At 62.7% G+C, this 14,266-nt stretch carries 7 protein-coding genes; all 7 read right to left on the minus strand.

Features of this window, described 5'->3' with window-relative positions; all coding sequences use genetic code 11:
* Window positions 1–1,136 (minus strand): elongation factor Tu (gene tuf, locus ACP150_RS21065; protein ID WP_424968687.1); only part of this gene is annotated, 1,136 nt, incomplete at its 3' end.
* 86 nt (window positions 1,137–1,222) lie between these two features.
* Window positions 1,223–3,340, minus strand: a complete 2,118-nt coding sequence (fusA, locus tag ACP150_RS21070; protein WP_424968688.1) for an elongation factor G — start codon at window positions 3,338–3,340, stop codon at window positions 1,223–1,225.
* Between the two features lie 27 nt (window positions 3,341–3,367).
* A complete protein-coding gene (rpsG, locus tag ACP150_RS21075; RefSeq protein ID WP_424968689.1) occupies window positions 3,368–3,838 on the minus strand; it encodes a 30S ribosomal protein S7 in 471 nt (156 codons plus the stop codon).
* Between the two features lie 12 nt (window positions 3,839–3,850).
* A complete protein-coding gene (rpsL, locus tag ACP150_RS21080) occupies window positions 3,851–4,222 on the minus strand; it encodes a 30S ribosomal protein S12 (protein ID WP_116133146.1) in 372 nt (123 codons plus the stop codon).
* A gap of 280 nt (window positions 4,223–4,502) precedes the next feature.
* Entirely contained in the window at window positions 4,503–5,411 is a 909-nt protein-coding gene (locus ACP150_RS21085; RefSeq protein ID WP_424968690.1) for a DMT family transporter, read from the minus strand.
* 89 nt (window positions 5,412–5,500) lie between these two features.
* Window positions 5,501–9,754 (minus strand): DNA-directed RNA polymerase subunit beta', encoded by a 4,254-nt coding sequence (gene rpoC / locus ACP150_RS21090; protein ID WP_424968691.1) that lies wholly within the window; start codon window positions 9,752–9,754, stop codon window positions 5,501–5,503.
* Window positions 9,755–9,850: 96 nt separating this feature from the next.
* A complete protein-coding gene (rpoB, locus tag ACP150_RS21095) occupies window positions 9,851–13,987 on the minus strand; it encodes a DNA-directed RNA polymerase subunit beta (RefSeq protein WP_424968692.1) in 4,137 nt (1,378 codons plus the stop codon).
* Window positions 13,988–14,266 lie beyond the last annotated feature (279 nt).

Genomic DNA, 14,266 nt, shown 5'->3' on the forward strand with positions numbered 1-14,266 from the left:
CGGCCGCCTTCGCGGATGGCGAAGCGGAGGCCGTCTTCCATGGCGATCGGGGCGATCAGCTCGACACCGAATTTCAGGTTGTCGCCCGGCATCACCATCTCGGTGCCTTCCGGCAGCGTCACGGTCCCGGTCACATCCGTCGTCCGGAAGTAGAACTGCGGACGGTAGTTCGCGAAGAACGGCGTGTGACGGCCACCCTCATCCTTGGTCAGGATGTAGGCTTCGGCTTCGAACTTGGTGTGCGGCGTCACGGAGCCCGGCTTGCAGAGAACCTGACCACGCTCGACACCTTCACGGTCCACACCGCGCAGCAGGGCGCCGATATTGTCGCCCGCTTCACCGCGATCCAGCAGCTTGCGGAACATTTCCACACCGGTGCAGGTGGTCTTGGTGGTGTCGCGGATGCCGACGATTTCGATCTCGTCGCCCACATTGATCACGCCACGCTCCACACGACCGGTCACAACCGTGCCGCGGCCGGAGATCGAGAACACGTCCTCGATCGGCATCAGGAAGGGCTGGTCCACGGCGCGCGCCGGGGTCGGGATGTAGTCATCCACAGCCGCCATCAGCTCGGCGATCTTCTCGGTGCCGATCGCGTCGTCACGGCCCTCGAGGGCTGCCAGAGCGGAGCCCGCAACGATCGGAATGTCGTCGCCCGGGTACTCGTAGCTGTCCAGAAGCTCGCGGATTTCCATCTCGACCAGCTCCAGGAGCTCTTCGTCGTCGACCTGGTCCACCTTGTTCATGAAGACGACCATGTAGGGGATGCCCACCTGACGGCCGAGCAGGATGTGCTCGCGGGTCTGGGGCATCGGGCCGTCGGCCGCGTTCACCACGAGGATCGCGCCGTCCATCTGGGCCGCACCGGTGATCATGTTCTTGACGTAGTCGGCGTGACCCGGGCAGTCCACATGGGCGTAGTGACGGGCGTCCGTCTCGTATTCCACATGCGCGGTCGAGATCGTGATCCCGCGGGCCTTCTCTTCCGGCGCGCCGTCAATCTCGTCATAGGCTTTGAAGTCGCCAAACTGCTTGGTGATCGCAGCCGTCAGCGTCGTCTTGCCGTGGTCAACATGCCCGATCGTGCCGATGTTAACATGCGGTTTAGAACGCTCAAACTTTTCCTTAGCCATGATGGCCTCCTTGTCTCTTGTCGGGGTGGCGGGGTCGGCCCCGCCCTACGGTGTTGGGTAGGGCGGGGATCCCCCCGCCGTCCCGGTTATGCAAATTTCTCTTGGATTTCCTGGCTGATATTGGCCGGAACCGGATCATAGTGATCGAACTGCATCGTGAACTGCGCACGGCCCGAAGACATGGACCGCAGAGTGTTGATGTAGCCGAACATGTTGGCCAGCGGAACGAAGGCGTTGATCGCCACGGCATTGCCGCGCGGCTCCTGCCCGGTGACCTGCCCGCGACGGGAGGTCAGGTCGCCGATGATGCCACCGGTGTAGTCTTCGGGTGTCACCACCTCGACCTTCATCACCGGCTCAAGCAGCTTGGCGCCCGCTTTCTTCATGCCTTCGCGCATACCCATACGGGCGGCGATTTCAAAGGCCAGAACGCTGGAGTCCACGTCGTGGAACTTGCCGTCGATCAGAGCAACCTTGAAGTCAATGACCGGGAAGCCAGCCAGCGGGCCGCTATCCATCACCGAGTTGATGCCTTTTTCCACGCCCGGGATATATTCCTTGGGCACAGCACCACCAACGATCTTGGACTCGAAGGAGTAGCCTTCGCCCGGCTCCGTCGGTGTGATGATCATCTTCACTTCGGCGAACTGACCGGACCCACCCGACTGCTTCTTGTGGGTGTAGGTATGCTCGACCTCGTGACCGATGGTCTCGCGATAGGCCACCTGCGGCGCACCAATATTCGCCTCAACCTTGAACTCGCGCTTCAGGCGATCCACCAGGATGTCCAGGTGAAGTTCGCCCATGCCCTTCATGATGGTCTGACCGGACTCGAGGTCAGTTTCGACGCGGAAGGACGGATCCTCGGCTGCGAGACGCTGCAGACCCTGAGACATCTTCTCCTGGTCGGCTTTGGTCTTCGGCTCGACGGCGATCTCGATCACCGGATCGGGGAAGGTCATGGTTTCGAGAACCACCTGGTCCTTCTCATCCGACAGCGTATCACCGGTTGTGGTGTCCTTCAGGCCCGCAAGCGCAATGATGTCACCGGCAAATGCCTCAGTGATCTCATCCTGCTTGTTGGAGTGCATCATCACCATCCGGCCGATGCGCTCTTTCTTGCCCTTCGTGGTGTTCATCAGGCTGTCCCCCTTTGCCAGGGTGCCCGAATAGATCCGCGTGAAGGTCAGCGTGCCCATATAGGGGTCGTTCATGATTTTGAACGCGAGGCCCGAGAACGGCATGTTGTCATCCGCACGACGTGCAATATCGCGGGTTTCTGTCTCGTCGCCCGGCTTGAAGCCCATGTAGTCGACCACGTCGACCGGGCTCGGCAGGAAGTCGATCACAGCGTTGAGCAGGGGCTGAACACCCTTGTTCTTGAACGCGGAGCCGCACAGCACGGGGATGAAAGCGATCTCGAGGGTGCCCTTGCGGATCAGCGCGCGCAGCGTGTCCACGTCGGGCTCGTTGCCTTCGAGGTATTCCATCATGGCGTCGTCATCCATCTCGACCGCAGTCTCGATGAGCTTGGCGCGCCATTCGTCGGCAGTGTCCTTCAGGCTGTCGCGGATCGGGCGACGCTCCCACGAAGCGCCCAGGTCTTCACCGGCCCAGACCCACTCTTCCATGGTGATCAGGTCGACGATGCCTTCAAGCTCGTTCTCGGCCCCGATCGGGATCTGAATGGGTGCGGGGATGGCCCCGGTGCGGTCCTGGATCATCTCGACGCAGTTAAAGAAGTCTGCGCCGATCTTGTCCATCTTGTTGACGAAGACGATCCGCGGAACCTTGTAGCGGTCAGCCTGACGCCACACGGTCTCGGTCTGGGGCTCCACACCAGCGTTTGCGTCGAGCACAGCAACCGCACCGTCGAGAACGGCGAGCGAACGCTCCACCTCGATGGTGAAGTCCACGTGACCCGGCGTGTCGATGATGTTCATCCGGTGCTTTTCCGTCTGAGCCGTCGCGCCGTCTTCGGTGCGCTCCCAGAAGGTGGTGGTCGCAGCAGAGGTGATCGTGATGCCACGCTCCTGCTCCTGCTCCATCCAGTCCATGGTGGCCGCGCCATCATGAACTTCGCCGATGTTGTGGGACTTGCCGGTGTAATACAGGATGCGCTCGGAGCAGGTGGTTTTGCCTGCATCGATATGCGCCATGATCCCGAAGTTACGGTAGCGGTCGAGGGGATAGTCGCGTGCCATTGGGTTCGGTCCTAGGCTGAAGGAATGTTACCAGCGGTAATGGCTGAAAGCTTTGTTGGCTTCGGCCATCTTGTGCGTGTCTTCGCGCTTTTTCACGGCGGAACCACGGGAGTTCACGGCATCGACCAGCTCACCGGCGAGACGCTCTTCCATGGTGTTCTCGTTGCGCGCGCGGGAGGCGTTGATCAACCAGCGGATGGCCAGGGCTTCGCGGCGCTCGGGACGCACTTCGACCGGCACCTGGTAGGTGGCGCCACCAACCCGGCGGGAGCGAACCTCGACCGACGGTTTGATGTTGTCGAGGCATTCGTGGAACACTTCGAGCGGCGAGCGCTTCAGCTTGCCCTCAACGCGGTCAAACGCGTTGTAGACGATCTTTTCGGCGGCGGACTTCTTGCCGTCGATCATCAGGTTGTTCATGAACTTGGTCAGAACGCGGTCGCCAAATTTGGCGTCCGGCAGAACTTCGCGTTTTTCGGCGGCGTGACGGCGAGACATCTACTCTTCCTCTTACTTCGGACGCTTCGCGCCGTACTTCGAACGGCGTTGCTTACGGTCTTTGACGCCCTGGGTATCCAGAACACCACGCAGGATGTGATAGCGCACACCGGGAAGGTCTTTGACACGACCGCCGCGGATGAGGACCACGGAGTGTTCCTGCAGGTTGTGGCTTTCACCCGGGATGTAGCTGATCACCTCGAAGCCGTTGGTCAGGCGCACTTTGGCGACCTTCCGCATGGCCGAGTTCGGCTTCTTCGGCGTGGTCGTATAGACCCGCGTGCAGACGCCGCGCTTTTGCGGGCAACCTTCCAGGTGCTGAGACTTGGAGCGTTTTACTTTGGGCTGCCGCGGCTTGCGGATCAGCTGTTGAATCGTTGGCATTCCGGTTCCCCGTTTAGCTCGTCATGACATCGCGCGACGGTCGCGCGGATTGCGTTAGGCACTTCACGCGTCCGCAAAGCGCAAAACCGCGGACGGACCCTTCGCGAGCCCGGCGCGGTGGAATTCCAGAGGATCGGGGCGTGAACCCGGATCGTGACCACTTCGAATTGTGATGCCCGAGGACCAGCGTTCCGGCACCTCAAGTGGCGCGGGGTATAGGGGGAGTCGGGAGGGTTGTCAACACGCCCCGAAGGCGCCTTCGGGCTTTTCGCGCAGGGCGCTACCGCGCCCGGCGCCGGCGGCGCACGACCTGTTCCCGGTACAGGGTGTAAAGCCCCGTGGCCACCACGATTCCCGCCCCGATCCATGTCAGCGGATCCGGCCATTCGCCGAAGACGAAAAAGCCGATCAGCACCGCCCAGATCAGCGCCATATAACGGAACGGCGTGACGAATCCGATCTCGCCATGGCGCATGGCCAGCGCCGCAAAAGTGTAGCCCGACGCAATGAACACCCCTGCCCCAACCAGCAGCAGCCCCCCTGCCCCGGTCACCGGTGCCCAGGGCGTCAGCAGCGACAGCCCCCCGGCCGCCACGGTCACGAAGACCGCCATGACGAAGCCCAGGAATACGGCGGGGATCCCCGGGTCGATCCGGCGGGTGGAGAGATCCCGGAAGGTCACGAACCCTACCGCCAGCAGCACCAGCAGCGCATAGGCGCTGAACCCCGCCCCGCCCGGTTGCACGATGCACAGAACCCCGACAAGGCCCACACCGATCGCTGCGAGCCGCCGCCAGCCCACGGGCTCGCCGAGAAACAGCGCCCCGGCGAGGGTCAGGGTCAGCGGCAGAGCCTGCAGCAGAGCACTGACATTCGCGAAGGGCATATTGGCCAGCGCGATGAAGAAGGGGATCATGGCGCAGATCTCGGCCCCGCTGCGCAGCCCGATCAGACGCCGGTCCCGGGGCGCGATCCGAAGGGCAAAGGCCCCGCTCCGCCAGGCCATGCCGCCCAGCAGGGCCATGGCGACCAGCCCGCGCAGGAACACCACCTGGAACAGGGGCATCTGCTCGGCGGCGGACCGGATCAGCGCGTCGCCCACCGTGAAGCTCGCCGTGACGAGCAGCATATAGGCGGCACCACGCAGATTGCCCGCGGCGCGGGGCGAGGTGGCAAGGGGCTGGGGCATGGCTGGGTCTCAGGAAGAACCGCGGGGCGGCAAAGCAAAACCCCCGCATCTGGATGCGGGGGTTTCAAGTCTTGGGATCGGGCCGCGGCTTACTCGCGGCTCTCCGGCATGGCGATATCGGACATGTCCATATCACCCCCGGCGTCGAACACATCCTCCGGTGCCGGCGCGGCGAGGGCGGCAGCCTCTTCGGCCTCTGCCTGACGCTGTTCCAGCACCTTCTGGTCGCGATCCTGGGCGATGCGGCGCATCTGCTGGGTCGCACCTCCGGTGCCCGCCGGGATCAGGCGACCCACGATGACGTTCTCCTTCAGGCCGATCAGCTTGTCGCGCTTGCCCATGGTCGAGGCCTCGGTCAGCACCTTGGTCGTCTCCTGGAAGGAGGCCGCCGAGATGAAGGACCGGGTCTGCAGGCTCGCCTTGGTGATCCCCAGAAGGATCGGCTCGCCCTGTGCCGGACGGCGCCCTTCGGCCACCGCCTTCTCGTTGGCCGCCTCGAACTGGAGTTTGTCCACATGCTCGCCCTTGAGCAGCGTGGTCTCGCCACTGTCGAGGATCTCCCATTTCTGCAGCATCTGGCGGACGATCACTTCGATATGCTTATCGTTGATCTTCACACCCTGCAGTCGGTAGACGTCCTGGACCTCGTCGATCAGGTAGTCCGCGAGGGCCTCGATCCCCATGATCCGGAGGATGTCATGGGGGGCAGGGTTGCCATCCATGATGTAATCCCCCTTCTGGACGAAGTCGCCTTCGGCCACAGGGATGTGCTTGCCCTTGGGCACCATGTATTCCACGGGCTCCATCGTGTCATCCGACGGCTCGATCGAGATGCGACGCTTGTTCTTGTAGTCGCGCCCGAACCGGACATAGCCATCGATCTCGGCGATGATCGCGTGATCCTTGGGACGCCGCGCCTCGAAGAGTTCGGCCACACGCGGCAGACCACCGGTGATGTCCTTGGTCTTGGCCCCTTCGCGCGGGATCCGGGCGACCACGTCACCTGCCGTCACGTTGGTGCCATCCTCGATCGAGAGGATCGCATCCACGGACATCGGGTAGGTCACCGGGTTGCCCGCATCATTGCGCACAGGCTCGCCGGTTTCCGGATCCGCGATGAGGACCTCGGGCTTGAGCTCGTTGCCCTTCGGCGCCGCGCGCCAGTCGGACACGATTTTCTGGGTCATGCCGGTGGCATCGTCGGTCTCTTCGCGCACCGAGATGCCCGAGACGAGGTCGACGAAGCGGACCATCCCCGATTTCTCGGCGATGATCGGCAGGGTGTACGGGTCCCATTCATAGAGCTTGTCGCCCCGGGCCACATCCGTGCCCTCGGCCACATGGACCTTGGTGCCGTAGCCCAGCTTGAAGCTCGCCCGCTCGTTGCCCTCGCCATCGACAATCGCGAGCTGCATGTTGCGGCCCATGACGATGTTCTCGCCCGCGGCATTGGCCAGCAGGTTCGGGTTGCGGAAGACAACCTTGCCCTCCTGACCCGCTTCCTGGAAGGACTGCTGACCACCCTGCGCGATGCCGCCGATGTGGAAGGTCCGCATCGTCAGCTGCGTGCCGGGCTCACCGATGGACTGTGCCGCGATGATGCCGACGGCCTCGCCCACATTGACCTTGGTCCCGCGCGCGAGATCCCGGCCATAGCACTGGGCGCAGACGCCTTCATCCGCTTCACAGGTCAGCGGGCTGCGGATCCGCATGGAGGCAATGTCGGCCTGTTCGATCAGGTCGGCCTTGCGCTCGTCGATCAGCTCACCCAACGCGACGATGACATCGCCCGTCGCCGGGTCGAGCACGTCCTCAGCCGCCACGCGACCCAGAACACGTTCGCCCAGGCTGGCCACAACCTCCCCGTCATTGACGGCGGCGGTCGCGGTGATCGAGTTCTCGGTGCCGCAATCGTTCATCCGCACGATGCAGTCCTGCGCCACGTCCACGAGACGACGGGTCAGATAACCCGAGTTCGCAGTCTTGAGCGCGGTGTCCGCCAGACCCTTCCGGGCCCCGTGGGTGGAGTTGAAGTACTCCAGAACGGTCAGGCCTTCCTTGAAGTTCGAGATGATCGGCGTCTCGATGATCTCGCCGGACGGCTTGGCCATCAGACCACGCATCCCGCCAAGCTGCTTCATCTGGGCAGGCGAACCACGGGCACCGGAATGGGCCATCATGTAGACCGAGTTCGGCTCCATCTGTTCGGTGGTCTCGGGATCGAAGCGATCCTTGGAGATCTCGTCCATCATCTCGCCGGCAACTTCATCCGAGCATTTCGACCAGGCATCGACGACCTTGTTGTACTTCTCACCCTGGGTGATCAGACCATCCATATACTGCTGCTCGAATTCTTTCACCTGGTTGCGGACACCTTCGACGATGTTCCACTTGGTGTCGGGGATCAGCATGTCATCCTTGCCAAACGAGATGCCCGCCTTGAACGCCTCGCGGAAGCCCATGGTCATGATCTGGTCGCAGAAGATGACCGACTCCTTCTGACCGCAATAACGGTAGACGGTGTCGATGACCTGCTGCACTTCCTTCTTCCGCAGAAGACGGTTGACCAGCTCAAAGGGCGCCTTGGCATTCAACGGCAGCAGCGCACCGAGACGGACACGGCCCGGCGTGGTCTCAAACCGCTGATAGATCTCGTTGCCTTCGCCGTCGATCTGCTTGACCCGCGCCTGGATCTTGGTGTGCAGGTGCACTTCGCCTGCATTGAGCGCGTGCTCCACCTCTTCGACCGAGCCGAACACCATGCCCTGACCGGGCAGGCCTTCACGCTCCAGCGTGATGTAGTAGAGACCGAGGATCATATCCTGCGACGGCACGATGATTGGCGCGCCGTTGGCGGGCGACAGAACGTTGTTCGTGGACATCATCAGGACGCGCGCCTCGAGCTGCGCCTCCAGCGAGAGCGGCACGTGCACGGCCATCTGGTCGCCGTCGAAATCGGCGTTGAAGGCCGAACACACGAGCGGGTGCAGCTGGATCGCCTTGCCTTCGATCAGAACCGGTTCAAACGCCTGAATGCCCAGACGGTGCAGCGTCGGCGCACGGTTCAGCATCACCGGGTGCTCGCGGATCACCTCGTCGAGGATATCCCACACTTCGGGACGCTCTTTTTCGACCAGCTTCTTGGCCTGCTTGACCGTCGAAGACAGGCCCTTGGCCTCCAGCCGCGAGTAGATGAACGGCTTGAAGAGCTCGAGCGCCATCTTCTTGGGCAGACCGCATTGATGCAGCTTGAGCTCCGGGCCGGTCACGATGACCGAACGACCCGAGAAGTCGACCCGCTTGCCGAGAAGGTTCTGGCGGAAGCGACCCTGCTTACCCTTGAGCATGTCCGACAGCGATTTCAGCGGACGCTTGTTGGCCCCGGTGATCACGCGGCCACGACGGCCATTGTCGAACAGGGCGTCGACGGATTCCTGCAACATCCGCTTTTCGTTCCGGATGATGATATCCGGTGCGCGCAGCTCGATAAGCCGCTTGAGACGGTTGTTCCGGTTGATCACCCGGCGATAGAGGTCGTTGAGATCCGAGGTCGCAAAACGGCCCCCGTCCAGCGGCACCAGCGGGCGCAGCTCGGGCGGGATGACCGGCACGACAGTCAGAACCATCCATTCCGGACGGTTGCCGGATTCGAGGAAGTTCTCGACCAGCTTCAGACGCTTGATGATCTTCTTCGGCTTAAGCTCACCGGTCGCCTCGGCCAGATCCGCGCGCAGCTGCTCGGCCTCGGTTTCCAGATCGATCGCCGAGAGCATCTCACGGATGGCTTCCGCGCCGATATTGGCGGTGAAGGCATCCATGCCATAGGCGTCTTGAGCGTCGAGGAACTCTTCCTCGGTCATCAGCTGACCATAGGTGAGGTCCGTGAGACCCGGCTCGATCACCACGTAGTTCTCGAAATAGAGGATCCGCTCGAGATCGCGCAGGGTCATGTCCAGCATCGTGCCGATCCGGGACGGCAGCGATTTCAGGAACCAGATATGGGCGACCGGGGCGGCCAGCTCGATATGGCCCATGCGCTCGCGCCGGACCTTCTGCAGGGTGACTTCCACCCCGCATTTCTCGCAGATAACCCCGCGATACTTCATGCGCTTATACTTGCCGCAGAGGCATTCGTAATCCTTGATCGGGCCAAAGATCCGCGCACAGAAGAGACCGTCACGCTCGGGCTTGAACGTCCGGTAGTTGATCGTCTCGGGCTTCTTGATCTCGCCAAAGGACCACGAGAGGATCCGTTCCGGGCTCGCCAACGACACCTTGATCTCGTCAAAGGTCTTGACCGGCGCCACCGGGTTGAACGGGTTGGTTGTCAGTTCCTGGTTCATTCTCAATTCCTTGAATTCGGGCATTGGGGGCGGTGGGACGGGATCGCGCCCGCCTCACCGAAGGGCCAAATGGCAGACCTCAGCCTGCCGCCTGGCTCACTCCTCCCCCTCCGCATCCAGGAGTTCCATGTTGAGGCCGAGGCCGCGGACTTCTTTGACGAGCACGTTGAAGCTCTCCGGCACGCCGGCCTCGAAGTTGTCCTCGCCCTTGACGATACTCTCATAGACCTTGGTCCGGCCCGCAACGTCATCCGACTTCACGGTCAGCATTTCCTGCAGGGTGTAGGCAGCGCCGTACGCTTCGAGCGCCCAGACCTCCATCTCCCCGAAGCGCTGGCCACCGAACTGCGCCTTACCACCGAGCGGCTGCTGGGTGACGAGCGAGTACGGCCCAGTCGAACGCGCGTGGATCTTGTCGTCCACCAGGTGGTGCAGCTTGAGCAGGTACTTGACCCCAACCGTGACCTTCCGCGCGAATTTCTCGCCCGAACGACCATCGAAGAGATCCGACTGACCCGAGGTGTCAAAACCGGCGCGGGTGAGCGCGTCGTTGACATCCGCCTCTTTCGCACCGTCGAAGACCGGCGTTGCGATCGGAACACCGCGAGTCACGTTGCCTGCACGCTCCAGCAGGTCATCCTGATCGAGACCGGCAATCGCATCCTCATAAGCTTCGTCGCCATAGGCCAGACGCATCGCCTCGCGCACCGGGGTCATGTCGCCGGAGCGGCGATACTCACCCAGAGCCTCGTCGATCTGCAGACCCATGCCGCGCGCGGCCCAACCCATATGGGTTTCAAGGATCTGACCGACGTTCATCCGCGAGGGCACGCCGAGCGGGTTGAGCACGAAATCGACCGGGGTCCCGTCGGCGAGGAACGGCATGTCCTCCATCGGCACCACTTTCGAGATCACACCCTTGTTCCCGTGACGGCCGGCCATCTTGTCGCCCGGCTGCAGCTTGCGCTTCACCGCGATGAAGACCTTGACCATCTTCATCACGCCCGGGGGCAGATCGTCGCCACGACGGACCTTCTCGACCTTGTCCTCGAACCGCGCGGTCAGAGCCCGCTTCTGGGCTTCGTACTGAGCGTTCAGGGCCTCGACCATCTGGGCTTCGGCCTCGTCCTCGAGGGCGAGCTGCCACCACTGGCCACGGCTGAGCGTGCCGAGCAGCTCCTCGGTGATTTCGGACCCGGCCTTGATGCCCTTGGGACCCTTCACCGCGGCCTTGCCGAGGATCATGTCCTTGAGACGGGCGTAGATGTTGCGCTCGAGGATGACCATCTCGTCATCCCGGTCGCGCGCGAGGCTTTCGACCTCTTCCCGCTCGATCTGCAGGGCGCGCTCGTCTTTTTCCACCCCGTGGCGGTTGAAGACGCGCACTTCCACGACGGTCCCGAAATCTCCCGGCGGCAGGCGCATGGAGGTGTCACGGACATCCGAGGCCTTCTCCCCGAAGATGGCGCGTAGAAGCTTCTCTTCCGGCGTCATCGGGCTCTCGCCCTTCGGGGTGATCTTGCCCACGAGGATATCGCCCGGCCCCACATCGGCGCCGATATAGACGATCCCCGCCTCGTCGAGGTTGCGCAGGGCTTCCTCGCCGACATTCGGGATGTCTCGGGTGATCTCTTCCGGCCCAAGCTTGGTGTCCCGGGCAGCGACCTCGAATTCCTCGATATGGATCGAGGTGAAGACGTCGTCCCGCGCCACGCGCTCGGAGATGAGGATGGAGTCCTCGTAGTTGTAGCCATTCCAGGGCATGAAGGCGACGACCACGTTCTTGCCGAGCGCCAGCTCCCCGAGATCGGTGGAGGGGCCATCGGCGATCACATCGTTCTTGCCGACCTTGTCACCCACCTTCACCAGCGGACGCTGGTTGATGCAGGTGTTCTGGTTCGACCGCTGGAACTTGCGCAGACGGTAGATGTCGACGCCCGGATCGCCCGGTTCCAGATCCTCGGTCGCGCGGATCACGATCCGGGTGGCGTCCACCTGGTCGATGAAACCACCGCGACGGGCCATGATGGCCGCACCGGAGTCGCGCGCAACCACGCCCTCGATACCGGTGCCGACGAACGGCGCATCCGCCTGCAGAAGCGGCACAGCCTGACGTTGCATGTTCGAGCCCATCAGAGCCCGGTTCGCGTCGTCATTCTCAAGGAACGGGATGAGCGAGGCCGCGACGGACACCAGCTGCTTGGGCGACACGTCGATCAGGTCCACGCTTTCCCGCGCGGCCAGCGTGTATTCGCCGGACTGACGGGTGTTGACCATCTCGTTCACGAAGCCGCCCGCATCATCGAGATTGGCGTTCGCCTGCGCCACGGTGTGGCGCATCTCTTCGGTTGCGGACATGTAGTTCACCTCATCGGTGACCTTGCCGCCCTCAACCTTGCGATAGGGGGTTTCGATGAAGCCGTACTTGTTCACGCGGGCGAAGGTGGCCAGCGAGTTGATCAGACCGATATTCGGCCCTTCCGGCGTCTCGATCGGGCACATCCGGCCATAGTGGGTCGGGTGCACGTCGCGCACCTCGAAGCCTGCGCGCTCGCGGGTCAGACCGCCCGGCCCAAGCGCCGAGAGACGGCGTTTATGCGTCACTTCGGACAGCGGGTTGGTCTGGTCCATGAACTGCGACAGCTGGCTGGACCCGAAGAACTCGCGCACGGCCGCGGCGGCCGGCTTGGCGTTGATCAAATCCTGCGGCATCACCGTGTCGATCTCGACACTGGACATCCGCTCCTTGATGGCGCGCTCCATGCGCAGGAGACCCACGCGATACTGGTTCTCCATCAGCTCGCCGACCGAGCGCACCCGGCGGTTGCCGAGGTGGTCAATATCGTCGATATCGCCGCGCCCGTCGCGCAGATCCACCAGCGCCTTGATGCAGGAGATGATGTCTTCCTTGCGCAGGGTGCGCATGGTGTCCGGCGCATCGAGAGCGAGACGCATGTTCATCTTCACCCGGCCCACGGCCGACAGGTCATAGCGCTCGCTGTCGAAGAACAGCGTGTCGAAGAGCGCCGAGGCGGCCTCGACGGTGGGCGGCTCGCCCGGACGCATGACGCGGTAGATATCCATGAGCGCGGTGTCGCGGTTCATGTTCTTGTCCGCCGCCATGGTGTTGCGCATATACGCGCCCACGGTGACGTTATCGATGTCGAGCACGGGGATCTCTTCGACGCCCGCATCCAGCAGCTCCTTCAGGGAGCCCCCGGTGACCGCGCCATCCTTGTCGACTTCCCAGGTCAGCTCGTCGCCAGCCTCGACATAGATCGCGCCGTTCTCTTCGTTGATGATGTCCTTGGCGGCGAATTTGCCGACAATTCCGTCGAAGGGCACGAGCATTTCGGTGACCGCACCTTCGTCGATCAGTTTCTTGACCGCGCGCGGGGTGACTTTCTTGCCGGCCTCAGCAATCACCTCGCCCGTGGCGGCATCAACGACATCCTGTGTGGGACGGGTGCCGCGGATCCGCTCGGGGAAGAACTTGGTCACCCAGCCCTCGCCCTTGCGATAGGTGTAGTTCACCGTCTCGTAATAGGCGTCCATGATATCCTGCTGGTCGAGACCCAGCGAATACAGGAGCGTGGTGACCGGCAGCTTCCGGCGACGGTCGATGCGCGCGAAAACGAGGTCCTTGGCGTCGAATTCGAAATCGAGCCAGGAGCCGCGATAGGGAATGATCCGGCAGGCAAAGAGCAGCTTGCCCGAGGAATGGGTCTTGCCCTTGTCATGGTCGAAGAACACGCCCGGGGAGCGGTGCATCTGGCTCACGATCACACGCTCGGTGCCGTTCACGATGAACGTCCCGTTCGGGGTCATCAGGGGCATGTCGCCCATGAAGACGTCCTGTTCCTTGATGTCCTTGACCGACTTCGCGCCGGTATCCTCGTCCACATCGAACACGATCAGGCGCAGCGTCACCTTCAGCGGCGCCGAATAGGTCATGTCGCGCTGCTGGCATTCTTCGACGTCGTATTTCGGCTTCTCGAGCTCGTACTTCACGAACTCCAGCACAGCCGTCTCGTTGAAGTCCTTGATGGGGAAGACCGACTGGAACACGCCCATGATCCCCTCGCCATCAAGTGGCTGGAGCTGGTCGCCGGATTTCAGGAAGAGATCGTAGGAGCTCTTTTGCACCTCGATCAGGTTCGGCATCTCCAGAACTTCGCGGATCTTGCCATAATACTTGCGGAACCGTTTTTGGCCGAGAACGGTTTGAGCCATGCGCGCTGTATCCTCTTGCATCGCAGCACCGCGAGCCTTGGGGGGAAAGCTCGCCGCGCCGGGTCGGATGAAGACCGGTCCTATCCTTGCGCACCGTCCCACTGGCGCGCGCCCGAACCGGAAACCTCATCTGGGAAAACCGCTGGCCCCTGCAGATGCAGCAAGCGGCTTACCAAGACAGGTTTTGCCGGACACGGAACACTCCGAACCCGGCGTCTCTGGGGCCCTCTCGGGACCGAATGAAATGCTATGTCAGCTCGACCTTGCCTCTCATAGAAA

The organism is Dinoroseobacter sp. S375, assembly GCF_049800775.1.
Taxonomy (GTDB): domain Bacteria; phylum Pseudomonadota; class Alphaproteobacteria; order Rhodobacterales; family Rhodobacteraceae; genus Dinoroseobacter.